Here is a 24,747-nt window from a genome sequence, read left to right as displayed (position 1 = left end):
AAATGGCTAAAAAATCCATTTCGATAAAAGGAGCTCGTGCTCATAATTTAAAAAATATATCCATTGATATTCCAAAGGATAAGTTAGTTGTTTTAACAGGGTTGTCTGGTTCAGGTAAATCATCATTAGCTTTTGATACAATTTATGCCGAGGGACAACGTCGGTATGTCGAATCACTCTCGGCTTATGCTCGCCAATTCTTAGGCCAAATGGACAAACCGGATGTCGATTCAATTGAAGGTTTATCACCTGCCATCTCGATTGATCAGAAAACGACAAGTCGAAACCCACGTTCCACGGTAGGTACTGTAACAGAAATCTATGACTATATGCGTTTACTTTTTGCCAGAATTGGACATCCGATTTGCCCGATTCATGGTGAAGAAATTACTTCTCAAACAGTCCAGCAAATGGTCGATCGCATTACGGATTATCCCGAACGAACGAAATTACAAATTCTTGCGCCAGTCATTTCTGGTCGTAAAGGTACACATGTAAAAGTATTAGAGGACTTGCAAAAAGAAGGGTATATCCGTTTGCGCATCGACGGAGAAATGCGGGAAATCAGTGATGATATTCAGTTAGACAAAAATAAAAAGCATTCGATTGAAGTGGTGATCGACCGGATTGTTGTCAAAGACGGTGTTACAGGTCGACTATCCGATTCTTTGGAAACAGCCTTAAAATTAGGTGATGGCAAAGTTATTGTTGATATTATTGATGATGAAGAACTGTTATTTAGCGAAAATCATGCCTGTCCTATTTGTGGTTTTTCAATCGATGAATTAGAGCCAAGACTATTCTCTTTTAACAGTCCATGGGGTGCTTGTAAAACTTGTGACGGGCTCGGTTCACAATTGGAAGTTGACATTGATCTGGTAATCCCGAACAAAGACCTAACCCTTAATCAGGGGGCTATTGTTGCATGGGAACCAACAAGTTCACAATATTACCCGCAACTACTGAAAAGTGTTTGTAAGCACTACGGCATAGATATGGATGTACCCGTTAAAAAACTACCGAAAAAACAATTAGATAAAATTTTAAATGGCAGTGGTAAAGAAAAAATCTATTTCCGTTATGAAAATGATTATGGCATGCTGCGTGAAAACGATATTTATTTTGAAGGAGTATTAAATAATATTGCTCGTCGATATCGTGAAACGTCATCCGATTTTATCCGTGAACAAATGGAAAAATATATGACAACGAAAGCCTGCCCGACATGCGAAGGATACCGTTTAAACGAGGAAGCACTTGCTGTTAAAGTAAATGATTTGCATATTGGTCAAGTCACAGCACTATCAGTGACAGAAGCACATCACTTTTTTACATCACTTAAATTGTCTGAAAAAGACAAACAAATCGCACATATGATCATAAATGAATTAGATGATCGCTTAACATTCTTGAAAAATGTTGGTTTGGAATACCTGACTTTATCTCGCTCTGCTGGTTCGTTATCAGGTGGAGAAGCACAACGTATTCGTTTGGCAACACAGATTGGTTCAGCATTAACCGGTGTGCTTTACGTGCTAGATGAACCATCGATCGGCTTACACCAACGTGATAATGATCGGTTGATCCAGACATTAGAACGCATGCGCGATCTCGGTAATACGCTGATTGTTGTCGAACATGATGAGGATACAATGTTAGCAGCAGATTATTTAATTGATATTGGCCCAGGTGCGGGGGAACATGGTGGAGAAGTCGTAGCACAGGGAACTCCAAACCAAGTAATGAAAAAGAAAAAGTCATTAACTGGCCAGTATTTATCCGGAGATAAGTTCATCCCAGTTCCTGCTAAACGGTCTGAACCTAATGAACGTTTTATCGAAATTATTGGAGCAGAAGAAAACAATTTAAAAAATGTCGATGTCAAAATTCCGATCGGTATCTATACAGCAGTTACTGGTGTTTCTGGATCAGGAAAAAGCTCCTTAATCAATGAAATATTACACAAAAGTCTTTCGGTGCAATTGCATCGCGGGAAACAAAAACCTGGTAAACATCAAGAAATTAGAGGTATCGAGCATTTAGAAAAAGTTATCGATATTGATCAATCACCAATTGGAAGAACACCGCGATCCAATCCGGCAACTTATACAGGTGCGTTTGATGATATTCGTGATGTTTTTGCCCGAACGAATGAAGCAAAAATCCGTGGTTATAAAAAAGGTCGTTTCAGTTTCAATGTCAAAGGCGGTCGTTGTGAAGCCTGCCGTGGTGATGGCATTATTAAAATCGAAATGCACTTTTTACCGGATGTTTATGTGCCTTGTGAAGTCTGTGAAGGAAAACGATATAATCGTGAAACATTAGAAGTAAAATATAAAGGGAAAAATATTGCTGATGTGTTGGATATGACCATTGAGGAAGCAATGAAATTCTTCGAAAATATTCCGAAGATTAAACGAAAGTTAGAAACCATTTATGACGTTGGATTAGGTTATATCCGTCTCGGCCAACCAGCAACAACGTTATCAGGTGGTGAAGCACAGCGTGTAAAATTGGCAAGTGAATTACACCGCCGTTCAAACGGAAAATCATTATACATTTTGGATGAGCCGACAACCGGCTTGCACATCGATGATATCTCCCGTCTGTTAGCGGTAATCGAGCGTCTGGTTGAAAATGGAGATACTGTTATTATTATTGAGCATAATTTAGATGTGATTAAAGCAGCAGACCATATTATTGATCTCGGTCCAGAAGGCGGCGATGGTGGTGGAACGATAGTCGCAACTGGAACGCCAGAGGAAATCGCAGAAGTGGGGGAATCCCACACTGGAAGGTATTTAAAACCTATTTTAGAGAGAGACAAAGCGAGAATGGAAGCGAAGATAGGTAGTTAAGCATCGATGGCTGTCCCCTAAGGGCAGCCATTATTTCTATTCCAAGTTACTTACTATCAGAAAAGTCTTGCAATTCTGAGACAAGAACTTCTGCTCATACTATGCTAAAATAGAGGCAGAATGTTGGAAGAGGAGGAGTCCATTTTCTATGGAACCAATTGAAATCAATCAACTACAAGAACACATTGATAGTTTTGCAAATAAAGAAGTATATGTTCACTTGGAAACAACCAATGGAGCATATGCAAGTCATTTTAATCAAGATGCCTATAATGTAGGTGCGTTTATTCGGAACGCGAAAGTAACTTATCAGCGTGGAAAAGTAGTAGGCGCAGGCGCTACATATCGTGTTGGATTAAAACTGGATATTGGCTGGATATATGCAGAAGGTGTTAACCAGTTTGAAGTGGATGAGCAAAATAGACTTTTAATGGCAGGTCATGATCGTGAAGGAAGACTGATGGTAGCCTTACAAATAAGTGAATCACCATTTCAGTATTAACGAAGAGGGGGAATTATTGTGTCAGAACACGTTGTAGTTATTTATCCGCATCCAGATGATGAAGCATTTGGTGCATCTGGAACGATCACAACTTTTCGGGAAAAAGGGGTTCCTGTCACCTATTTATGTGGAACATTAGGTGAAATGGGAAGAAATATGGGTAATCCTACTTTTGCGACAAGAGAAACTTTACCTGAAATTAGAAAAAAAGAATTAATCCAAGCATGTGAAGTACTAGACATCAACTTGGAGATGCTAGGATACCGTGATAAAACATTAGAATTTGAATCGACTGAGGAAGTAGCAGATCATCTTTTTTCTTATTTAAACAAAATGAAGCCATCACTAGTTATAACGCACTACCCAGGACACGCTGTACATCCTGATCATGATGCATTTGGTGCAGCGGCAATTAAAGCAGTAGAAAAGTTCGCTGAAAATGAACGCCCTACTGTTTGGGCACAAGCAATCAGCCGTAATCATTTGGAAGAACTAGGTGAGCCAGATATCCAGAATGATGTAAGTGAAGTGTTCACCAAAAAATTTGAAACAATCCAAGCGCATAAATCACAGGCAGATGGTATGCTCTCCAAGGTCAGAAACGAAGCAGATGACATTGTAGAAGCAACCAAACAATGGTTAGGTGTCGAATCTTTTTACACATGGAAGTTTTAAGCAATATCTATAGAAAAAAATCATAGTATAATGACGAGGTTTAATCTATCTCTTTTGTGGAAAAGTAATAATATGAAACGGACCTAGGAGGATTAACGATATGAATAATAAATTGTATCGTTCCGAAACGAATAATATGGTAGCAGGAGTATTAGGCGGAATAGCAGAAGCTACTAATTTAGATGCGACGATATTACGCTTGATATATATTATCTTACTTATTTTTACAGCAGGATTTCCACTATTTATTCTATATATAGCAGCTGCAATCATTATACCTAAAAGAGGTGATTATTAAGCATGCGCTGGATTTTATCACTCGTATTTAATGCATTAGCATTAATGTTAATTGACTATTTATTTGATGGCTTTATCCTTGATGGTTTTGTCGTTGCTTTAATTGCTAGTGTGATTCTTGCCGTATTAAACGCCATTGTGAAACCAATTTTAGTCATATTAACGTTACCTATCACGATAATTACATTGGGCTTATTTTTATTGGTGATTAATGCTATCACATTGTGGCTAACACAAGCGTTATTAGGTAATAACTTCATTATCGAAGGATTTGGTACAGCATTTATAGCAGCCATACTCTTCTCGATTATGAACTTAGTCATTAATAAAATAGTAAAAGATTAACCGTTATGTGCTCACATAGCGGTTTTTTTCTGCTGAATCAAGAAAGTCATTCCTGTGCCGTTACAGTATTTTAAATAGGCAAAGCGTGTGTTGAAGAGGGTGGCCTTCGTTAATAATAATGCTATAACGTCATTAGTAAGTAGCTGATTGTCTATCTTGCTAAACGTAGTAAAACCCCATTATGTTAGCTGTATTAATCGTTGTAGAACATAATATAAAGCGGAGGGAAAATGTGTAGACTCCTACTGGAATAGCATGAGCTGAAGATCCATTTCGTGAAGAAATTCTAATTTTCTTCACGAAATTAGCTGAAGCCATGCCAGTGGAAAGCGAAACATTTTTCCGGAGCTTCTTCTAGCAGTTACAAAATGTCAAAATGGTTACTTGGTTAAATAACTAGCGAACTTCATACACCGTATTTGACTGAGATTCGTAGTATTTACCTTATGCAATTAGGACATATGCTCGAATTTTTTCGAATAAATCTGTACTATATCTTTGAAAAAGTGCTACAATAGTTACATCATGGAATAAAAAAGATAAGAAAGAATGGGACGAGGACACTGTTCCTCTGTTCCGAGATAAGGGGGGGCTTTTGTATGGCAAAGGTGCGTACACAGGATTTGTTGGATCGCTTTAAGATTGAACTAATTGCTGGTGCGGAGGGAGTTCATCGTGAGATTTTTATGAGTGAAGTTTCTCGACCGGGAATTGAATTGACAGGTTATTTTAAATATTATCCGAAAGATCGATTGCAATTATTAGGAAAAACGGAATTATCTTTTTTTTCAGAATTAACACCAGAAGAAAAAAAGGACCGCTCTTATCGTCTATGTACGGATATTACACCGGGCATCGTCGTGACCAGAGATATGGCCGTCCCAGTTGAGTTAGTGGAAGCATGTGAAGCTTCAGGTGTACCATTAATGCGTTCACCATATAAAACAACACGTGTCATTAGTCGTATTACTAACTTTTTAGAGGCGAAATTTGCCCCTTTTACAGCAGTCCATGGTGTTCTAGTTGATATATATGGGATTGGTGTACTGATTACTGGACAAAGTGGAGTAGGTAAAAGTGAAACTGCACTGGAATTAGTCAAAAGGGGACATCGTCTTGTAGCTGATGATAGCGTTGAAATTCGCCAAGAGGACTACGACCGTTTAATTGGATCATCCCCTCCTCTAATTGAGCACTTATTAGAAATAAGAGGATTGGGTATTATTAATGTCATGACCTTATTTGGTGCGGGATCGGTTCGCTCTCATAAACGAATTTCATTAGTGATTAATCTTGAAACATGGGATCAAAAGAAACAGTATGACCGATTAGGATTAGAAGAGGAAACGATGCAAATTATAGATGTTAAAATTCCAAAAGCAACACTTCCTGTTCGACCTGGTCGTAACCTAGCTGTTATTATAGAAGTGGCTGCGATGAATTTCCGCCTGAAACGAATGGGCGTTAATGCAGCAGAAGAGTTTTCCCAACGATTATCGAAGATGATTCAAAATGGGGAACAAGAGGTTTCAGAATATGATACAGATCTAGATATGGATTAATTAATGAACGGAGGAGATCAACTTTGTCATGTGAAGCTCCTGCACTTGATCCTGTTTTCCTGCAGTTAGGACCATTTTCTATCTATTGGTATGGCGTGATTATCGCATCTGGTGTCTTTTTGGCATTATGGCTTGCGACAAGGGAAGCAGACCGATTAGGTGTAAAAAAGGATTATATAGTTGATTTAGTAGTGTTTGCAATCCCGATTGCTATTCTATCTGCACGTGCATACTATGTCATATTTGAATGGGATCGTTATGTCGGGGAACCATGGTGGAAAGTGTTCGCAATTTGGGAAGGTGGAATTGCCATACATGGTGCATTGATTGGTGCAGTGTTAACGGCTATCGTTTATACACGAGTGAAAAAGTTATCTTTCTGGCAAATTGCCGATATTGTAGCACCAAGTCTTATATTAGGACAAGCAATTGGTCGCTGGGGTAACTTTATGAACCAAGAAGCACATGGTGGACCTATTTCAGAAGCTACATATCAAAATTTCCATCAATACTTACCAGATTTTATTATGAATCAAATGTGTATTGAAGGTACGATGTATCACCCGACCTTTTTATATGAATCAGTTTGGAATATCATGGTATTCATTTTATTATTAATCTTACGTAAATACCCATTGCGTCGCGGAGAAATGTTCTTGACGTATGTCATTTCGTATTCAATCGGACGTTTCTTCATTGAAGGAATGAGAACTGATAGTTTATATATTATTGGTGATCTGAGAACAGCGCAGTTTATTTCAATATTGTTAATCGTCGGTGCGATCATCATGATGATCTATCGTCGTAAGAAAGGTTTATCTGACAGAACGTATCAAGGTAAAAAAATAACACAAGATAAGAGGAAATAAGGAACTTTGAGCTTTTGCTATGTTCAAGCAAAAGCTCGTTTCTCGTCAGTTGGAGGTAAAAACATGAAAGTAGAAACCATTTTATTTGATTTAGATGGAACGTTAATCAATACGAATGAATTGATTATCGCTTCCTTTAGCCACACGCTAGAAAAATACGGAGATCGAACATATACAAGAGAAGAAATCCTCGATTTTATCGGACCGCCATTAGCGGATAGCTTGAAAAAAGTTAACCCAGAAAAGGTAGAAGAAATGATGGAGGCTTATCGAGAGCATAACTATGCCAACCATGAAAGATACGTGGAGGCATACCCTACTGTAGTCGATACCATCAAAAAATTGAAGGAATCAGGATACAAGCTAGGAATTGTCACTACAAAACTGAACGATACTGCTAAATTAGGTTTAAAAATCACCGGAATGGATCAACTTTTTGATGTATTAATCGGTCTTGATGATGTGGACCATGCAAAACCACATCCGGAACCGATTTTAAAAGCTATTGATGAATTAAAAGCAAACCCGATGACAACAATGATGGTTGGAGATAACTACCATGACATCGAAGCAGGTCATAATGCAGGTGTGCAAACAGCAGGTGTTTCCTGGACGATCAAAGGAAGAAAGGTCTTAGAAGACCATGATCCGAATTATATGTTAGAAGAAATGAGTGATTTATTACAAATCGTTGGAGTGGAATAACCATGCGAAAAACAAATCGATATCGTGTCCATGGTGCCAATAGTTTATGGCACGTCTATAAGACCGTTCCTTTCTGGAAAGTAATCAAAAATTTTATTGTTATCCAACTTGCTAGATATACGCCTTTTTTAAAACTTAAAAATGCGATGTATCGAACTCTTTTGAGGATGGATGTTGGGAACGAAACTGCTTTTGCGTTAATGGTCATGTTAGATATTATGTTCCCGGAAAAAATTCACGTCGGGAAAAATACGGTAATCGGTTATAACACCACGATTTTAGCTCATGAATACTTAATTGAAGAATATCGTTTAGGTGACGTTTATATCGGACAAGAAGTAATGATTGGAGCAAACAGCACTATCTTACCTGGCGTGAAAATAGGTGATAGAGCAGTTGTCGCAGCAGGCACGGTTGTACATAAAGATGTAGAAGCAGGAACGTTTGTTGCAGGTAATCCTATGCGAGTGATTTATACAAAAGAAGAAATGCAGGAACGTAAACAAAAGGATACCTTTTTTCAAAAAGCTGATGATCAATAATCTGATCATCAGCTTTTGTATAGTGATATCTTTGCTTTTAAAATACCATAAATGGTTGTTAGATGTGGGATATCAAGTTGATGTTTACTTGCTAATTCGATAGCTGCACCTTGTAAATGTTCTAATTCGACATGGAGTCCTTTGCGATAATCCTGGTGCATGGAAGACGTCGAACTGGCAGGTAAACTGTACAATGTTTTCCAAGCTTTCTCGAGATGCTGAACAGTCAGGTCTACCTTTTCACAAACAGCAATCTGTCTCATTTCATGAAGCAACTGTTGTATAATATCCTTCGTTTCCTCATGTATGAGAAGCTCACCAATTTCCATGTTACTGACGGTAGTGATTCCCGAAAATGCTGTAATAAACATATACTTATACCAGATATCCGTTACAATCTTATCACTGTAGATAGAGGTCATGTTGGCAGCAGCTGAAATCTCTGCTAGTTGTTCGCAAAAGTCAACCTGTCCTTCATCAAGAGGACCAAATCGGATTTCATCGATCTTGCTTGTGTGTTTTACATGTCCGTTGTCATCTAATGTCGCTATAATATTGGCTAGACCTCCAAGTACTTTTTCCTTGCCAAAATGATTAGTTAACACGTCGTAATGCTTAACCCCATTTAAAATAGGTAAAATATATGTATGAGCATCAACTAATTTTTCAAGTGTATCGATGACGCTTTCCATGTGGTACCCTTTTACTGACACGACGATAATATCAGCAGGTGCTGCTTGCGTTGGATCAGTAACGATCACAGGATTTTCGATCTGGTCATCGCCGTTCCTACTATTGATTTTAAGCCCATTTTCCTGCAATTGGGCAGCACGTTTCTCACGAACGATAAATTGCACATTAGCATCAGCTTTACTCCAACGAATACCAAAATAACTTCCTAATGCACCTGCACCAACAATTGAAATATTCATATCATCTCCACCTTTCTACCTTCATGATACTATAACTTCCACATTTGAAAAAAGCTCTTTCAATGTAGCAAAAGTGTGTTATAATGCTAAAGTCATTATATTTAAAATGAAGGAACGATTATATAGAAAATAAAGTTAGAATGGGAGGGGAATACAAAGCGTGACAAATCCATATCAAATAGAAGGAAACATCATACCTTTCATACCAGAAGGGGATTTTTATTTTTCAAAGGGAGTTGAAGCCTTTCAAAAACGAAAATTTGACCTCTCCTTAAAATGGTTTAAAAAAGCGATTGCCGACAAACCGGATAACCCGCTTTATCAATGTCAGGCATCAATTGTCTACACGGAAATGGGCTCCTATCATTTAGCTAATCAAATGTTGACGAAAGTGCTGTCTACCCACGGTGAAGATTATGTGGATTGCTATTATTTAATTGCTAATAATTATGCGCATTTAGGTCTCCTTCAGGATGCTGTTAAATATGCGGAATTATATATCGAAAAAGCACCTGATGGAGAATTTACGGAAGCAGCATCTTCCTTACTCGAGGTATTAGATTTGAGTGAAGTAGAAGAAGACGATGATGATGAGTGGATGCTAGAGGAAGAGGATGATCTGATAATTTATCAGGAAACAGCTTTTTATCACTTGGAACGTGAAGAGTGGGAAGAAGCCATTGCCATTTTAGAAGAAATGATCACATTGTTTCCAGAGTTTTCACAGGCAAGACATGAATATCACTATGCATTATTTTTTGCTGGTGAACGAGAAGAAGCCATTGCGATGGAGGAAAAATATTTACAAGACCATCCTGACTCGTTGTTCAGTTGTATGAATTTAGCTTGTTTTTATGCACATGAAGCCAATCAAGAAAGGCAGCAATATTATACGGAGCTACTTGATAATATTTATCCGATTCATGAACAACAAAAACTAAGGATTGCCGTGACATTTGCTCAAATTGGACTGTATGAACAAGCACTATATCGGTTTAAATTGTTGCATAAATCAAAGCTAAAAGGCCATCCTTCCTACTATAGATGGTTTAGTACTTGTCAGTATTATTTAGGGCTGAAGGAAATGGCGCAACATTTATGGGAGGAAGGTTGTAAGCAACATAATATTTTAGCAGTACAGACACCTCCATGGAAATGGGAAAAGTGAGCAGAATAGTAGACCTTTTATTTAGACCGTAGGATAATGGTTTTAAGATAAAGTAGAAAGGAATGACGATAATGACTGGAGAAAGAATTTATGATGTTATTATTGCAGGTGCTGGACCGGCTGGTATGACTGCAGCGGTTTACACATCACGTGCAAATTTAGATACATTAATGTTGGAAAGAGGAATTCCTGGTGGGCAAATGGCAAATACGGAGGATGTTGAAAATTACCCAGGTTATGATCACATCTTAGGACCGGATTTGTCGAATAAAATGTTCGACCATGCCAAAAAGTTTGGCGCGGAATATGCATATGGTGATATTAAAGAAGTTATTGATCAAGGTGATTACAAAACAGTTGTAGCTGGATCAAAAGAATATAAAACGAAAGCTGTCATTATTACAACTGGTGCGCAATATAAAAAATTAGGTATACCAGGTGAAGAAGAACTCGGTGGTCGCGGTGTATCTTATTGTGCAGTTTGTGATGGTGCTTTCTTTAAAGAGAAAGAACTTATCGTCGTAGGTGGAGGAGACTCTGCTGTTGAAGAGGGTGTGTATTTGACAAGATTCGCTAGTAAAGTGACTATCGTTCACCGTCGTGATGAATTACGTGCACAAAAAATTCTACAAGATCGTGCCTTTAATAATGACAAAATTGATTTCATCTGGGATACGATTGTGAAATCTATTAATGATAAAGACGGCAAAGTCGGCAGTGTCACATTATTCAATAAAAAGACTGGTGAAGAATATGAGCATAAGACAGATGGTGCATTTATTTATATTGGAATGGTGCCATTAAGTGAACCATTTAAATCATTAGGTATTACTAATGAGGAAGGTTACATCCCGACAAATGAGAATATGGAAACAAGTGTACCAGGCGTATTTGCTGCGGGGGATATCCGAGAGAAAGATTTACGTCAAATTGTAACAGCAACTGGTGATGGTAGTATTGCAGCACAAGCAGCACAGGCATATATTGAAAATTTAGAAGAAGCTGTTAATACACCAAGCTAGTAACTGTAATCTTTTCGACATAAATACGTAATTGGAAATTAACGTGTCTGTAACACGCACGAAATATTAATTAGATATAATGTAATTAACTAATTGACCCCCTTTTTAATAAATATAACTTGACGGCATAGGTTTCCATACCTATGCCAATTTTTTTGATGTGAAAATTGCTCATTATTGGTAAATGCAGAAAATCCTACAATAATGACTACTAATAGACAAATTCTTAATAAGTATTTTGGTGGTAGAGGGCATTCACTCCGTGTATAATGGAAGTATAAATACAAGTAGTCTCGTTACATAAATTTCTGAAAAGAGAGGAGTGTTTAACCTATGGGGAGACAATCTGAGGAAACCAAGCTTGTCATTATCACAGGAATGTCAGGTGCCGGTAAAACAGTTGCCGTTCAAAGCTTTGAGGATCTCGGTTATTATTGTGTTGATAACCTTCCACCAGCTCTCCTGCCTAAATTCCTTGAACTCATGAAAGACGCCACCAATAATATCCAAAAAGTAGCACTGGTAATGGACTTACGTGGTAGAGAATTTTTTGATACACTATTTGAGGCATTAGACACACTCGGACAAGAAGAATGGTTGGAAGAACATATTTTATTTTTGGATGCGAATGACCATGTTCTGGTATCCCGTTATAAAGAAACTCGCCGTTCTCATCCATTAGCGCAAGACGGATTACCACTTGAAGGGATCCATGCTGAACGAAAAATATTGGATGAATTGCGTGGCCGGGCACAACATTTCATTGACACGTCTAAATTAAAGCCGAAGGAATTACGTGAAGAAATTGTGCAACGCTATAGTAAAAAGGACCAAGAAATCTTTTCAGTCCATACGGTTTCTTTTGGGTTTAAGTATGGTTTGCCGATAGATGCAGATTTGGTATTTGATGTCCGTTTCTTACCGAATCCACATTACGTGGAGCAAATGCGCCCACTCACAGGTTTAAATACGGAAGTTTCGTCTTATGTATTTAAATGGTCGGACACGCAGAAATTTTTAGAAAAAACGATCGACCTATTGCAATTTATGCTTCCGCAATATAAGCGTGAGGGGAAAACTCAGCTCGTGATTGCGATTGGATGTACGGGTGGGCAACACCGATCTGTTGCGATTGCTGAGCATTTGGCAAAGCATTTTCAAAAAAATTATGTCACACATGTTAGTCACCGTGATATAGAGAAACGAAAGGGATAAAAATGTCACAATCTGACCCAAAAAAAGTAGTGGTCATCGGTGGTGGAACAGGGATGCCGGTTCTGCTTCGAGGACTCAAACAACAACCAATTGATTTATCCGCGATTGTAACTGTTGCTGATGATGGTGGCAGTTCTGGTCGCTTACGGTCTGAAATGGAAATGCCGGCACCAGGAGATATCCGTAACGTGATTGCCGCACTTTCTGATGTCGAACCAATGTTGATGGAATTATTTCAACACCGATTTACCAAAGGAAATGGTCTTTCCGGACATTCGATGGGGAATCTCTTATTAGCAGCTATGACATCTGTTACCGGAGACTTTTACAACGGAATTAAAGAGATTTCACGTGTGTTAAATGTAAAAGGGAACATTTACCCGATTGCTAATCAAAACATGTTTCTCCATGCCGAATATGAGGATGGTGAAATAGTAGTCGGGGAATCCAATATACCGAAAGCTAATAAACGGATTAAACGTGTCTTTCTAAAGCCAAACCCGGTATTGCCATTACCGGAAGCAGTTTCGGCTATTCAAGAAGCGGATTTGGTCGTGATTGCACCGGGAAGCTTATATACAAGCACATTACCTAACCTGATTGTTCCGCAAATTGGGGAGGCTTTGCGCAATACAAAAGCAAAAGTTGTCTATGTATGTAATGTTATGACGCAAGCTGGCGAAACTAATCACTATACTGCATCCGATCATGTGCAAGCAATCATGGATCACATTGGTACCGGATGCCTACAATCTGTTATTGTACACAATAAAACAATTGCTCGCGACGTACAAATGGTTTATGCGGAAGAAAATGCCGAACCGGTAAAATATGATCTGGATAAATTACGTGAGATGGGCTTGGAAATTATTGAAGAAGATATTGTCAAAGAATTAAATCATTCATTACGGCACGATACAGACAAAGTGGCGAACGTGTTGTGTTCGTTAATGTAGAGGGGTTAGCAGTTGGCGAAGAGGGGAGGGAGAAAGTTGTCGTTTGCAGCAGATATTAAAAAAGAATTAACGAAAATAGAAAGTGATGATTGTTGCGAACAAGCAGAATTAGCAGCATTGATTCGTATGAATGGTGCGATCTCTTTTTCCAAAAATCATTATTCCTTAGATGTACAAACAGAGAATGCAGCGATTGCACGTCGTATTTATACGTTAATAAAATCGATATACCAAATACCGGTTGAATTATTAGTACGTAAGAAAATGAAATTGAAAAAGAATAACGTCTACATCGTGCGGATGAAGGAAGGCGTAAAAGAAATGCTTCAAGACATGGAGATATTGGCAGCGCCCTTGCAATTTATTCGTACGATCTCAAAGAAATATACGAAAAAGCACTGTTGCCGAAGAGCTTATTTGCGAGGTGCATTCTTAGCTGGTGGATCAGTTAATAATCCAGAAACTTCTTCCTATCATTTAGAGATATATAATTTTCACGAAGAGCACAATCAATCATTGTGTGATTTGTTAAATGAATATCAACTTCATGCACGCATTTTGGAACGGAAAAAAGGGTTTATCACTTATATTAAAGAAGCAGAAAAAATTACCGAGTTTTTAAATTACATTGGCGCACATCAAGCATTATTTAAATTCGAGGATGTTAGAATTGTTCGGGATATGAGAAATTCTGTCAATCGCTTGGTGAATTGTGAAACAGCTAACTTAAATAAAACTATCGGTGCAGCATTCCGACAGGTTGAAAATATCCGTTTTATTGATAAGACGGTCGGATTGGATGCATTACCGGATAAACTACAGGAAATTGCCAAACTACGAATGGAACACCAAGATGTATCATTGAAAGAACTAGGTGAAATGGTCTCAGGTGGTAAGATTAGTAAATCTGGCATTAACCACCGATTGAAAAAAATCGATCAATTTGCAGATCAATTACGAAAAGAAGAGTTAACCATGAGATAACAAGAGGAGGATTTTCCCTCCTCTACAATATTATAAGAATAAGATAAGCTGTTCTTTAGTAAAATAAAATGATAGCGCTTGCTAAATAGGAGGGGTTACCATGTTAGAGAAAGAAGTTGTTATTGCAATAGATCCAGGGTTGCAAGCAAGACCAGCGGCTCAATTTGTACAAAAGGCCAACAGTTTCACTTCAGAAATCTTTATTGAAAAAGGCACCAAACGGATTAACGCCAAAAGTATTATGGGGTTAATGAGCCTGGCGTTGTCAAAAGGGAATACAATAAAAATTATTACAGATGGTAGTGATGACCAGGAAGCTTTAGACGAATTAGTGGCTTTTGTTGAAGGAAAAAAATAAAGATCTGTATAACACTGCTTTTTTGCAGTGTTTTTTGTTGAAAAAATATAGATAGCACCATATGATGGGAATAATAGCAGAACCATAGTAAGGGGTGACAGAATGAGCCTTAAATCGAGTATTTATAAAATTTTACGGATATGGAATGATGTTGATGCAGTTCGTAAAGGCAGAGCAGGAAAAAGGATTGGCCGTCGAGTAGCAGGGAAAGCAACAGGTAAAGCGCTAAGAAAGTTGTTTAAATAACAGGGCTAGAAAACCAATCTACATAAAAAAGCACTTCTCTTGGAGAAGTGCTTTGGCGTTTGCCTGTTATATAAGCGCGCCCGGAGGGATTCGAACCCCCGACACATGGTACCGGAAACCATTGCTCTATCCCCTGAGCTACGGGCGCATCAAGTGAGAATACTATCAGTATAAGATTCGTCCCATGATAAAATGCGACAAGAATAATTATAGCGAATCGCTCGTATAATTTCAATACATATATCAAACTTTGATTATTTGATTCTGGAGGTTTAAATCGTTACAGTTAAGGGTAGGATGAAGTTAGAAAATCAAATCGTTTGACCTTTTTTGACCATTCCGTTAAGATAAAAATAGTTAGATTTCATGAATGAAAAAAGCAAGTGTTAAAAGGAGGAATTTTTCATGAACTTAATCCCTACAGTTATTGAACAAACAAACCGAGGCGAACGTGCATATGACATTTATTCACGCCTTTTAAAAGACAGAATTATTATGTTAGGCAGCGGCATTGATGATAATGTGGCAAACAGTATCGTAGCACAAATGCTATTTTTAGCAGCAGAAGATCCAGATAAAGATATTTCACTATATATCAACTCACCTGGTGGTTCGATTACAGCCGGTATGGCGATTTACGATACCATGCAATTTATTAAACCTAGCGTATCAACAATCTGTATTGGTATGGCAGCGTCAATGGGTGCATTCCTTTTAGCTGCTGGTGAGCCTGGTAAACGATATGCATTACCAAATAGTGAAGTAATGATTCACCAACCACTAGGTGGTACACAAGGTCAAGCGTCTGACATTCAGATCCACGCTAACCGTATTATCGAAATGCGTAAAAAGCTAAACCAAATTCTAGCAGACCGTACTGGTCAACCTATAGAAGTAGTGGAAAAAGACACAGATCGTGACAACTTTATGTCAGCTGAAAAAGCTAAAGACTATGGTTTAATCGATAAAGTAATGGAAAAGAAACCATCTGACTTAAACTAAAGAACCAAAAGCGACGGTAGTAACTCACCGTCGCTTTTTTTATAAGAAAAGTATATAATACGCGGCATGATAGTGTTTTTGTATCATAGGTGGTCATTTTGAAATGATATGTACACGGAAAGCATCGCTCCGGCTGCCCGCTTCCCTTTCCGTGGGGTTTTACCTTCAGCTAACTTTTCCAAGCAAAAACCGCTTGAAAAAGTGGATCTTCAGGTAAAACAGTTTCCACAGGAGTTGAAGCGGGCGGCCTTCGCTATAAAGCATCTCTACAACGTATGTGACAGCTAACTTTTGAGGTTTTATACCATGTAAAATAAAAGACGTAATGTCCGTACGTTAAAAAAATGTAGAACGTTATTTAGCGTAGGCGCCCACTTCGACTCCTGTGGGATCAGCGTGATCTGAAGATCCACTTTTGTAAAGCGATCTTCTTTACAAAAGTTAGCTGAAGACAGGCCCCACGGAAAGCGAAGTGGGCAAGCCTCAGCGGTTGTTACGCCTATTATTCATGTCAAAATAACTACTTTGGACAGGAATGGGTGGGCTTTCCTGTTTTTTCTTAGTAGAAGGAGAAGTTGCCAGTAAATACCCCATACTAGCCAGTAATAATCAAAAAGTTGGTAGTAAACAACAGTCACTGTCGTGTTTTATTTTGAAATAATTTTCAGAAAACATATTGACATCATTTTGACGCCATGCTAAAGTATTAAATAACGAAAGTTAAAAGCAAGTAAACAACTCGGAATTCTATACTTCTTATCGAGAGAGGTGGAGGGATTGGCCCTGTGAAGCCTCGGCAACCATTAAGTAAATCGTCCTTAATACAGGTGCCAATTCCACTAAGCGTATATGCTTAGAGAGATAAGAGAGCGAATATATTTATTCAAGTCTCTCTATCTTTAGTATAGGGAGACTTTTTTATCATCAACTAAATAGCATCACTCTTATCCAGAGAGGCGGAGGGACTGGCCCGATGACGCCCAGCAACCATTAAGCAACGGCTTAAAAGGTGCTAATTCCTGCAGGATATTTATCCTGAAAGATAAGAGGAAGACTACTGTTCTGTCAGTTAAAGCCTTCTTCTTATCGAAGAAGGATTTTTTAATTTTCTGAATTTTAACTTGGGGAGGAAATAAATAATGACTGATTTTAAACGTTCAACTTACGATCCGGAAACAATTCATCTGCATGGTGGGCAAGCGCCTGATCCGACAACAGGTTCACGGGCAGTGCCGATCTATCAATCTACTTCTTACGTGTTCCATGACACAGAACATGCAGAAAGATTATTTGCACTTGATGAGCCAGGCAATATCTATTCGAGAATTGGTAATCCAACGGTAGATGTTTTTGAAAAAAGAATGGCCCTACTAGAAGATGGGGTTGCTGCTGTTGCAACTGCTTCAGGGATGTCAGCTATTACTTTATCGATTTTAAACTTAGCAAGTGCAGGAGATGAAATCGTCGCAGGGGTTAACCTTTATGGCGGAACGTACAACTTGTTCAATGTAACACTTCCGCGCTATGGCATTAACGTTAAATTTGTTGATCCTACAGATCCTGAAAACTTCAAAGAAGCTATTACAGATAAAACAAAAGCTGTGTACGGTGAAATCATTGGTAATCCAGGCTTACAAGTATTAGATGTTGAAAGAGTATCGGAGATCGCACATGATGCAGGTGTACCGTTAATTATCGATAATACCTTTGCAACACCATTTGGCTGTAAACCAATCACGTTAGGAGCAGACATTGTCGTACACTCTGCAACAAAATGGATTGGTGGGCATGGTACTTCAATCGGCGGCATCATTGTTGATGGTGGACGTTTTAACTGGAATTCTGAAAAATATCCAGCATTTACGGAGCCGGATCCAAGCTATAATGGTATCCGTTATGCAGTAGATTTCGGAACACTAGCATTTATAACAAAAGTACGTGTGCAATTACTTAGAGACTTTGGTGCAGCACTAAGTCCATTTAATGCTTTCCAATTGCTACAAGGACTAGAGACATTGCATATTCGCGTGGAACGACATAACCAAAACGCACAAGAGCTTGCAGAATACTTAGAGAACAATGAAGCAGTGGAATGGGTTAGATATCCAGGACTTGAAAGTCACCCGTCTCATGATTTAGCAAAAAGAATTTTAAATAATGGCTTTGGTTCGATTATTGTATTTGGTATCAAAGGCGGGCGCGATGCAGGACGTGATTTAATCAACAATGTTGCACTATGGTCACATGTTGCAAACGTGGGTGATGCAAAATCACTGATTATCCATCCGGCTTCTACAACACACCAGCAGTTAACAAAAGAAGAGCTCGAAGAAACGGGAGTTTCAGAAGAATTAGTTCGTTTATCTGTAGGGATTGAATCCGTACGAGATATCAAAAATGATTTAGATCAAGCATTAGTAAAGGCAACAGGAATTGGTGAAGAGAAAGAAAAACAAATTGTTGTTAACGATGAAGGTATTATTAAATGGGCATTAAATTCTCCATATGAACGATACATTGAAAATGGTGAAGAAGTAACGCGCCAAAAAACATTAGCTATTGTAGGACTCAGTGGAAAAGAAGCAAGACCAAGTTACCGTCTGGCAAGAAAAATGCAAAGACTAGGTTACAAAATTATTCCAGTCAACCCGAGAGAAACAGAAATTCTTGGCGAAAAAGCTTATCCAGACTTGAAAAGTGTACCGGTTGAAATCGACATTGTACAAGTATTCCGTAGTCCAGAAGCAGCAGTAGAGATTGCTAAAGAAGCAATAGAAGTAAATCCAAAAGTATTCTGGCTGCAAGAAGGGGTTGTCTCTCCAAAGGCAGAAGAAGTAGCGCTCGAAGGTGGCTTGCAAGTTGTTCATAACCGTTGCACATATAAAGAGGCACAGCGTTTAAGAGGAACGATTTCAACATATGCATGTGAAATTTAACAAAAAATAATAGGGGGATATCTATCATGAAAAGAGTACCATTAATTGATTTAAGAAGTTTTCTTGCAATTGCAGCATTTGGAATTATTATTATTTTGGCAGTTGGCTGTTCATCAGACAGCCAAGCGGACGAAGGAAAACCAGCTGAAATTCGTTTAGACTATGCTTATTATTCACCTACAAGTCTTGTATTAAAAGATTTTGGCTGGGCAGAAGAGGCATTCGGTGAAGAAGATATTGATGTAACGTGGAAACTAAGTCAAGGGAGTAACAAAGCGATCGAATTTTTAAACAGTGACAGTGTTGACTTTGGATCAACAGCAGGTGCAGCAGCACTTATTGCCAAATCTAATGATGTACCATTAGAAAATGTTTATATTTATTCTCAACCAGAATGGACTGCGCTAGTGACTAATGAAGGTTCAGGAATTGAGTCTATTGAAGATTTGGAAGGTAAAAAAGTAGCAGCAACACTTGGTACAGATCCATATATCTTCCTAGTTAGGGCTTTAGATTCTGTTGGGTTATCTACTGATGATATTGAAGTAGTACCTTTACAACATGCTGATGGTGGAAATGCATTATCTAACGGAGATGTTGATGCTTGGGCAGGACTTGACCCGCATATGGCAAAACATGAATTAGAATCAGGAGCAGAACTTTTTTATAGAGATATTAATCTAAATACGTACGGTTTCTTAAATGTTCGTGAAGAGTTTGCCGAGAACTATCCAGAATATGTTGAAAAAGTAATTGAATTGTATGAAAGAGCACGTCAATGGGTGTTAGATAATCCGGAAGAGGCTGCAGAATTATTGGCGGAAGAAGCTGATATTAGTATAGATGTTGCGAAAATTCAGTTAGTAGAAAGGACGGATTTGTCTAATCCAATACCTGGAGATGAACATATTGAATCTATCCAAGCAGCTGGTAATGTGTTGAAAAATGCTGGAGACTTGGAAGAAGGCGATGATGTCGAAGCATTAACGAATGAACTAATCAATCCAGAATATGCAGAAGCGGTAATCGAATAAAGTAAGATTTCCATTAGGGAGAGTTTGCGAAGTTTAAGGAATTTAGGAGGGGCAAAAAATGGCTGAGCAACAAAATAACGTAACGGCTGGCTATGTTAAACCAGCACCAGAAGCGAGAGGGAAAAAAGCATCCATTAAGAAGAAAAAAGATTCACTGGTAAAAACCGTGTTTATGGGTAGCATCATTCCTGTCCTTTTAATTATCATATGGGAGATTTTATGTCGTGCTGGTGTTGTCCCTTCTAATCAACTTCCAGCACCGAGTACCATAGTGGAAAAAATTATAAGTATGGCACAGGATGGATCGCTTTGGGGACATGTTTGGATTACGACCTATCGCGTACTTGTTGGGTTTGTTATCGGAACAGTTGCTGCGATTGTTCTCGGGTCATTTGTCGGTTTTTATAAAAAGGCAGAACAGCTTTTTGATCCGATGATTCAGGCGTTTCGCTCGATCCCATCGCTAGCATGGGTACCATTGTTTATTTTATGGCTGGGTATTGGTGAAACATCAAAAGTTACCATGATTGCAGTTGGGGTATTTTTCCCTGTCTATTTAAATATTGTTAGCGGCATATTAGGCGTAGACCGTAAATTAATTGAAGTAGGAAAAATGTACGGATTAAATACTTTACAATTGGTGAAGCGAATTATTTTGCCGGCTTCGTTACCGTCCTTTTTAGTGGGGATGCGTAGTGGTTTAGGGCTTGGTTGGATGTTTGTAGTGGCAGCAGAACTAATGGGGGCAAGTCAAGGATTAGGATTTTTACTTGTCTTTGGTCAGAATATGTCAAGTCCTGAAACGATTTTGGCAAGTATTATTCTATTTGCGATTATCGGTAAAATCACCGACTGGATTTTAAAGCTAGTAGAAGACCGTTCCTTGCACTGGCAGGATCGTTTGGAGAAATAGGAAGGAGTATTTAATATGAGTCTAGCATTAAGAGATGTAAGCCGTACGTTTAATGGTACTACTGCCGTACAAAATGTTAACTTAGAAGTGAAACCGGGAGAAATTATCGGTTTGCTTGGAACTAGTGGATGTGGGAAAAGTACCTTATTAAGAGCAATTTCAGGGCTGGATCCTGAATATGATGGTGAAATTGAAATTAACGGAACCGTATCAAAAGAAATTCATGATACAACAGGCTTTATTTTCCAAGAGCCGAGACTGCTTCCATGGTTAAGTGTGTTAGATAATGTAACATTCGGATTGACAGGTAGCCGTAAAGACAAGGAAAATAGAGCTATTGAGTATTTAGAAAGTGTAGGTTTAAGGGGAAAAGAAAAGCTCTATCCTCGTGAGTTATCAGGAGGTATGGCACAACGTGTAGCCATTGCGAGAGCACTGGTGACATCACCAGAAATTCTCCTTTTGGATGAACCGTTTAGTGCTTTAGATGCTTTCACAAAAATGCAATTACAAGATTTATTATTAGATGTTTGGAAAAAATATCAATCTACTATCGTATTAGTAACACACGATATAGATGAAGCAACTTATCTATGTGACCGTGTTGTTATTTTAAGAGGGCAACCAGGAGAGGTAGAGAAAGAAATTACGATAGAACAAGAGCGACCGAGGGATCGTGGAAGTGAAGAGTTAGCACATTTAAAATCAGAAATATTAGAATCTTTAGACTTGAACAAACAGTAACCGGTCTTCAAGGGGGAACATCAAATGACACAGCAGGCAACAACACATATTGCAACTATTAAAGGTGAATATAACCTAAGCAACTATGATGAAATAAGAGAAAATTTTGATTGGTCAGATGCAAAGGAACTATTATCTGCTGCGAAGACAGGAAAAATTAATGCAGCATATGAAACAATTGATCGTCATGTAGCGGAGGGGTATGGTGATAAAATTGCTCTCCATTATATGAATGAAGACGAAAAGTGCTCGTATACGTTTAAAGAGGTGAAGGATCAAACTGACCATTATGCTCGGATTTTAAAAGAACACGGGGTGACGAAAGGGGATCGTGTTTTCGTATTTCTCCCTAAAACACCTGAATGCTATATCGCGATCTTAGCAGCTATTAAAGTAGGGGCTATCGCTGGTCCTTTGTTTGAAGCATTTATGGAAGAAGCGGTTAGAGACCGTATCAATGATTGTGCTGGTACTTTACTAATTACTGATCAGGAGTTAGTTAAACGTGTACCGAAAGACGATATTCCTTCACTAGAGACGATTCTTTTTGTAGAGGATATTGAGAAAGAAACCATACAACCGGTGGAAGGTGACGAATATGTGGAATGGGTTGACTGGGAGGATGGTTTAATCATTCATTATACGAGTGGTTCTACTGGTAAACCAAAAGGCGTCTTACATGCCCATCGTGCAGCACAACATCATATCGTGACAGGAAAATGGGTGCTAGATATTAAAGATGATGATGTTTATTGGTGTACGTCACACCCGGGCTGGGTAACAGGCAGTGTATACGGCTTGTTTGCTCCACTATTGAATAGAGCAACCGTTGTGATCCAAGGTGGACGCTTCAGTGCTGAGAATTGGTATTCTTTAATTGAAGAGTTAGGAGTAACGATTTGGTATAGTGCACCGACAGCTTTCCGTATGCTTCTGTCGAAAGGGGACCTCTATAAACAGTTTGATTTATCTTCTGTACGACATGTATTAAGTGTTGGTGAACCTCTAAACCCTGAAGTAATCCAATGGGCATGGAAGAGCTTAAATGTCCGCATTCACGATACTTGGTGGATGACAGAGACTGGTGGACATTTAATTGTCAACCTTCCAGCTGAAAAAATCAAACCAGGTTCAATGGGAAGACCTTTTCCTGGCGTGCAGGTAGGTATTTTAGATGAAGAAGGTAATGAGTTGCCACGAGGTGAAGTTGGTCAACTAGCAGTTCGTACCCCTTGGCCAGGACTGATGAAAGAGATTTGGGGAAACAAAGACAAGTTTAAACCTTATTTTCAATATGAGGGCTGGTATATCTCTGGAGACCTCGCTTTACAGGATGAAGAAGGATATGTCTTCTTCCAAGGTCGTAACGATGACATGATCAACTCTGCTGGTGAGCGCATCGGTCCGTTTGAAGTGGAAAGCAAATTAATTGAACATCCTGCAGTAGAAGAAGCTGGTGTAATAGGTAAACCAGATGAATTGCGTGGAGAATTGGTTAAAGCGTTTATTACATTAAGATCTGGTTATAAGCAGTCAGAAGAACTATTGGAAGAGATTCGATTATATGTGAGAAAGAATCTTTCAGCACATGCTGCACCTAGAGAAATAGAAGTAATGGAAGAATTACCAAAAACCAAAATCAGTGGAAAGATTTTAAGAAGGCAATTAAAAGCATTAGAAATCGAAAGAGCTAATAAAATGAAAAACTAAAACATATAGATACTCTTATGAAGAGAGGTGGAGGGACTGGCCCGATGAAACCCGGCAACCTTAAGCTATCGATGCTTAAAAGGTGCTAAATCCTGCAAACTTTAGTTTGGCAAATAAGAGGGAGATAATAGCTTTAGTCTCTCTTGTTTATCAAGAGGGGCTTTTTTTGTTTCCCTAAATTATTAGGAGGCATATATAATGGTAAAAACAAATGTAAAGGGAAATTTTGTAGATAGTCTAGAGGAAGTAGCTGAAAAGCAATTATCCAAAGCAGCTAAATTATATTTAGATCAAATAACATCCAAGAAAGCAAATGCTACATCATTTATACTTGATAGCAATTCACCGTCTAAATTAAAAATTTCTCCATTATTATTAGGTGCAGTTGGTGCGCAGACTTATTTTCACGAAGATGGAGAATTAGCAACTGCAAAAGCTGCCAGTAAGCAAGGTGTACCTTTTATTGTTAGCAGTCATTCATCCTATAGCATTGAAGAAATTAGTGATGCTGTTCCAGGTAGTGAGCTATGGTTCCAAGCTCATATTTTTCAAGATTTAGAACTTACCAAACATTTTATCCAGCGTGCTGAACTAGCCGGTTATCAGGCAATAATTTTGTCAATATCTAAAGATGAAATTCATTTAAAAGCAGATCAACTAGTGAAAGGAACTACCAACTTTGTTGTTGATCCAATTTTTGCTAAGAAAAATTATGCAAATAAAAGCCCACTGGCAGAACAAGTGGCACAAGAATATCAAAAACGCTCTATTAATTGGGAAGAGATTCAATATATAAAGCAATTTACAACATTACCGATCTTTGTTTATGGAGACTTATCATTAGATGATGTTCGTTCAAGTCTGGAACAGCAAGTTGATGGGATTATCTTGTCCAATATTAATGCATCTAATCTGGAATTACTAGAACAGATTAATATTATCGCAAGTGAAAAATTAACCGTTGTTGTTGAAGTAGAAGTGAAGTCGAAAGATGAATTAAACCGCTACTTACAACAAGGTGCTGATGCTATTTCGATCCGAAAGAGTTATATTTATGGATTATCGACATCAGGGGTTTTGGGTGCAGAAGAAGTTATTGCTCAACTATTCACATAATTTTCAGATATCATTGTTTCGTAAGTAGCAAAAATGGGATATAGTATAACTATATC

At 38.3% G+C, this 24,747-nt stretch carries 24 protein-coding genes, 1 tRNA gene and 3 riboswitches; of the genes, 23 read left to right on the top strand and 2 right to left on the bottom strand.

The window, feature by feature from the left end; translation table 11 throughout:
• The first annotated feature begins 2 nt into the window (after positions 1–2).
• The 9 genes from uvrA (at position 3) to D569_RS0103270 (ending at position 8,355) form a co-directional block, all read left to right on the top strand.
• On the top strand, positions 3–2,858 hold the full coding sequence (uvrA, locus tag D569_RS0103310; RefSeq protein ID WP_018930978.1) for an excinuclease ABC subunit UvrA: 2,856 nt from the start codon (positions 3–5) through the stop codon (positions 2,856–2,858).
• 148 nt (positions 2,859–3,006) lie between these two features.
• Positions 3,007–3,360 carry a YojF family protein gene (locus D569_RS0103305; RefSeq protein WP_018930977.1) on the top strand — a complete coding sequence of 118 codons (354 nt, stop codon included), beginning with the start codon at positions 3,007–3,009 and terminating at the stop codon, positions 3,358–3,360.
• An 18-nt stretch (positions 3,361–3,378) separates the two neighbouring features.
• Entirely contained in the window at positions 3,379–4,035 is a 657-nt protein-coding gene (gene bshB2, locus D569_RS0103300; protein ID WP_018930976.1) for a bacillithiol biosynthesis deacetylase BshB2, read from the top strand.
• Positions 4,036–4,135: 100 nt separating this feature from the next.
• Complete coding sequence (locus D569_RS0103295) at positions 4,136–4,333, top strand: PspC domain-containing protein (protein ID WP_018930975.1); 198 nt, start codon at positions 4,136–4,138, stop codon at positions 4,331–4,333.
• Positions 4,334–4,335: 2 nt separating this feature from the next.
• On the top strand, positions 4,336–4,677 hold the full coding sequence (locus D569_RS0103290) for a phage holin family protein (protein WP_018930974.1): 342 nt from the start codon (positions 4,336–4,338) through the stop codon (positions 4,675–4,677).
• Between the two features lie 599 nt (positions 4,678–5,276).
• Positions 5,277–6,239, top strand: a complete 963-nt coding sequence (gene hprK / locus D569_RS0103285) for an HPr(Ser) kinase/phosphatase (protein ID WP_018930973.1) — start codon at positions 5,277–5,279, stop codon at positions 6,237–6,239.
• A 23-nt stretch (positions 6,240–6,262) separates the two neighbouring features.
• Positions 6,263–7,108: a prolipoprotein diacylglyceryl transferase gene (gene lgt, locus D569_RS0103280; protein ID WP_018930972.1), complete on the top strand. Its 846-nt coding sequence runs from the start codon at positions 6,263–6,265 to the stop codon at positions 7,106–7,108.
• Positions 7,109–7,171: 63 nt separating this feature from the next.
• Complete coding sequence (gene ppaX / locus D569_RS0103275) at positions 7,172–7,813, top strand: pyrophosphatase PpaX (protein ID WP_018930971.1); 642 nt, start codon at positions 7,172–7,174, stop codon at positions 7,811–7,813.
• A gap of 2 nt (positions 7,814–7,815) precedes the next feature.
• Positions 7,816–8,355 (top strand): acyltransferase, encoded by a 540-nt coding sequence (locus tag D569_RS0103270; RefSeq protein ID WP_018930970.1) that lies wholly within the window; start codon positions 7,816–7,818, stop codon positions 8,353–8,355.
• An 8-nt stretch (positions 8,356–8,363) separates the two neighbouring features.
• On the opposite strand, the gene D569_RS0103265 is transcribed toward D569_RS0103270, so the two are convergent.
• Positions 8,364–9,287, bottom strand: coding sequence for a ketopantoate reductase family protein (locus D569_RS0103265; protein WP_018930969.1), 924 nt, complete (start codon positions 9,285–9,287; stop codon positions 8,364–8,366).
• Positions 9,288–9,447: 160 nt separating this feature from the next.
• Here D569_RS0103265 and D569_RS0103260 point away from each other — a divergent pair, with 160 nt between their 5' ends.
• The 7 genes from D569_RS0103260 to D569_RS24570 all read left to right on the top strand — a co-directional run bounded on the left by D569_RS0103260 (position 9,448) and on the right by D569_RS24570 (position 15,236).
• The gene (locus D569_RS0103260) at positions 9,448–10,455 is read left to right on the top strand and encodes a tetratricopeptide repeat protein (RefSeq protein ID WP_018930968.1); all 1,008 of its coding nucleotides are present in this window, start codon (positions 9,448–9,450) and stop codon (positions 10,453–10,455) included.
• A gap of 71 nt (positions 10,456–10,526) precedes the next feature.
• Positions 10,527–11,477, top strand: a complete 951-nt coding sequence (gene trxB / locus D569_RS0103255) for a thioredoxin-disulfide reductase (protein WP_018930967.1) — start codon at positions 10,527–10,529, stop codon at positions 11,475–11,477.
• Between the two features lie 333 nt (positions 11,478–11,810).
• Complete coding sequence (rapZ, locus tag D569_RS0103250; protein ID WP_018930966.1) at positions 11,811–12,692, top strand: RNase adapter RapZ; 882 nt, start codon at positions 11,811–11,813, stop codon at positions 12,690–12,692.
• Between the two features lie 2 nt (positions 12,693–12,694).
• Positions 12,695–13,648, top strand: a complete 954-nt coding sequence (locus tag D569_RS0103245) for a gluconeogenesis factor YvcK family protein (protein WP_018930965.1) — start codon at positions 12,695–12,697, stop codon at positions 13,646–13,648.
• A gap of 36 nt (positions 13,649–13,684) precedes the next feature.
• A complete protein-coding gene (whiA, locus tag D569_RS0103240; RefSeq protein ID WP_018930964.1) occupies positions 13,685–14,632 on the top strand; it encodes a DNA-binding protein WhiA in 948 nt (315 codons plus the stop codon).
• A 100-nt stretch (positions 14,633–14,732) separates the two neighbouring features.
• Positions 14,733–14,990, top strand: a complete 258-nt coding sequence (locus tag D569_RS0103235; protein WP_018930963.1) for an HPr family phosphocarrier protein — start codon at positions 14,733–14,735, stop codon at positions 14,988–14,990.
• A gap of 102 nt (positions 14,991–15,092) precedes the next feature.
• Positions 15,093–15,236, top strand: coding sequence for a hypothetical protein (locus D569_RS24570; protein WP_018930962.1), 144 nt, complete (start codon positions 15,093–15,095; stop codon positions 15,234–15,236).
• 75 nt (positions 15,237–15,311) lie between these two features.
• Here D569_RS24570 and D569_RS0103225 read toward each other — a convergent pair.
• A tRNA-Arg gene (locus D569_RS0103225) sits at positions 15,312–15,384 on the bottom strand.
• Between the two features lie 257 nt (positions 15,385–15,641).
• Here D569_RS0103225 and clpP point away from each other — a divergent pair.
• From clpP to D569_RS0103185, 7 genes are all read left to right on the top strand, one after another.
• The gene (gene clpP, locus D569_RS0103220; protein ID WP_018930961.1) at positions 15,642–16,238 is read left to right on the top strand and encodes an ATP-dependent Clp endopeptidase proteolytic subunit ClpP; all 597 of its coding nucleotides are present in this window, start codon (positions 15,642–15,644) and stop codon (positions 16,236–16,238) included.
• 753 nt (positions 16,239–16,991) lie between these two features.
• Positions 16,992–17,106, top strand: a riboswitch (SAM riboswitch).
• Between the two features lie 73 nt (positions 17,107–17,179).
• Positions 17,180–17,287: riboswitch (SAM riboswitch) on the top strand.
• Positions 17,288–17,377: 90 nt separating this feature from the next.
• Entirely contained in the window at positions 17,378–19,174 is a 1,797-nt protein-coding gene (locus D569_RS0103210; RefSeq protein WP_018930959.1) for a PLP-dependent aspartate aminotransferase family protein, read from the top strand.
• 26 nt (positions 19,175–19,200) lie between these two features.
• Positions 19,201–20,208 (top strand): aliphatic sulfonate ABC transporter substrate-binding protein, encoded by a 1,008-nt coding sequence (locus D569_RS0103205; RefSeq protein WP_018930958.1) that lies wholly within the window; start codon positions 19,201–19,203, stop codon positions 20,206–20,208.
• Between the two features lie 58 nt (positions 20,209–20,266).
• On the top strand, positions 20,267–21,121 hold the full coding sequence (locus D569_RS0103200; protein WP_018930957.1) for an ABC transporter permease: 855 nt from the start codon (positions 20,267–20,269) through the stop codon (positions 21,119–21,121).
• Positions 21,122–21,136: 15 nt separating this feature from the next.
• Positions 21,137–21,865 carry an ABC transporter ATP-binding protein gene (locus D569_RS0103195; RefSeq protein WP_018930956.1) on the top strand — a complete coding sequence of 243 codons (729 nt, stop codon included), beginning with the start codon at positions 21,137–21,139 and terminating at the stop codon, positions 21,863–21,865.
• A gap of 24 nt (positions 21,866–21,889) precedes the next feature.
• Positions 21,890–23,575 carry an acetate--CoA ligase gene (acsA, locus tag D569_RS0103190; protein ID WP_018930955.1) on the top strand — a complete coding sequence of 562 codons (1,686 nt, stop codon included), beginning with the start codon at positions 21,890–21,892 and terminating at the stop codon, positions 23,573–23,575.
• A gap of 12 nt (positions 23,576–23,587) precedes the next feature.
• A riboswitch (SAM riboswitch) is annotated at positions 23,588–23,695 on the top strand.
• A 78-nt stretch (positions 23,696–23,773) separates the two neighbouring features.
• A complete protein-coding gene (locus tag D569_RS0103185) occupies positions 23,774–24,691 on the top strand; it encodes an alpha-hydroxy-acid oxidizing protein (RefSeq protein ID WP_018930954.1) in 918 nt (305 codons plus the stop codon).
• The last annotated feature ends 56 nt before the right edge of the window (positions 24,692–24,747 follow it).

It is taken from the genome of Gracilibacillus lacisalsi DSM 19029, from assembly GCF_000377765.1.
GTDB classification, from domain to species: Bacteria; Bacillota; Bacilli; order Bacillales; family Amphibacillaceae; genus Gracilibacillus; species Gracilibacillus lacisalsi.
This window is presented reverse-complemented; position numbering and strand designations above follow the sequence as displayed.

Bases quoted from the DNA above. Each gene is read 5' to 3' on its own strand.
- ppaX (WP_018930971.1), top strand. From the start codon at position 7,172: ATGAAAGTAGAAACCATTTTATTTGATTTAGATGGAACGTTAATCAAT.
- D569_RS0103200 (WP_018930957.1), top strand. From the start codon at position 20,267: ATGGCTGAGCAACAAAATAACGTAACGGCTGGCTATGTTAAACCAGCA.
- D569_RS24570 (WP_018930962.1), top strand. From the start codon at position 15,093: ATGAGCCTTAAATCGAGTATTTATAAAATTTTACGGATATGGAATGAT.
- uvrA (WP_018930978.1), top strand. From the start codon at position 3: ATGGCTAAAAAATCCATTTCGATAAAAGGAGCTCGTGCTCATAATTTA.
- D569_RS0103210 (WP_018930959.1), top strand. From the start codon at position 17,378: ATGACTGATTTTAAACGTTCAACTTACGATCCGGAAACAATTCATCTG.
- rapZ (WP_018930966.1), top strand. From the start codon at position 11,811: ATGGGGAGACAATCTGAGGAAACCAAGCTTGTCATTATCACAGGAATG.
- trxB (WP_018930967.1), top strand. From the start codon at position 10,527: ATGACTGGAGAAAGAATTTATGATGTTATTATTGCAGGTGCTGGACCG.
- hprK (WP_018930973.1), top strand. From the start codon at position 5,277: ATGGCAAAGGTGCGTACACAGGATTTGTTGGATCGCTTTAAGATTGAA.
- D569_RS0103185 (WP_018930954.1), top strand. From the start codon at position 23,774: ATGGTAAAAACAAATGTAAAGGGAAATTTTGTAGATAGTCTAGAGGAA.
- D569_RS0103305 (WP_018930977.1), top strand. From the start codon at position 3,007: ATGGAACCAATTGAAATCAATCAACTACAAGAACACATTGATAGTTTT.
- D569_RS0103265 (WP_018930969.1), bottom strand. From the start codon at position 9,287: ATGAATATTTCAATTGTTGGTGCAGGTGCATTAGGAAGTTATTTTGGT.
- D569_RS0103270 (WP_018930970.1), top strand. From the start codon at position 7,816: ATGCGAAAAACAAATCGATATCGTGTCCATGGTGCCAATAGTTTATGG.
- acsA (WP_018930955.1), top strand. From the start codon at position 21,890: ATGACACAGCAGGCAACAACACATATTGCAACTATTAAAGGTGAATAT.
- D569_RS0103205 (WP_018930958.1), top strand. From the start codon at position 19,201: ATGAAAAGAGTACCATTAATTGATTTAAGAAGTTTTCTTGCAATTGCA.
- D569_RS0103295 (WP_018930975.1), top strand. From the start codon at position 4,136: ATGAATAATAAATTGTATCGTTCCGAAACGAATAATATGGTAGCAGGA.
- D569_RS0103235 (WP_018930963.1), top strand. From the start codon at position 14,733: ATGTTAGAGAAAGAAGTTGTTATTGCAATAGATCCAGGGTTGCAAGCA.
- D569_RS0103245 (WP_018930965.1), top strand. From the start codon at position 12,695: ATGTCACAATCTGACCCAAAAAAAGTAGTGGTCATCGGTGGTGGAACA.
- clpP (WP_018930961.1), top strand. From the start codon at position 15,642: ATGAACTTAATCCCTACAGTTATTGAACAAACAAACCGAGGCGAACGT.
- D569_RS0103290 (WP_018930974.1), top strand. From the start codon at position 4,336: ATGCGCTGGATTTTATCACTCGTATTTAATGCATTAGCATTAATGTTA.
- D569_RS0103195 (WP_018930956.1), top strand. From the start codon at position 21,137: ATGAGTCTAGCATTAAGAGATGTAAGCCGTACGTTTAATGGTACTACT.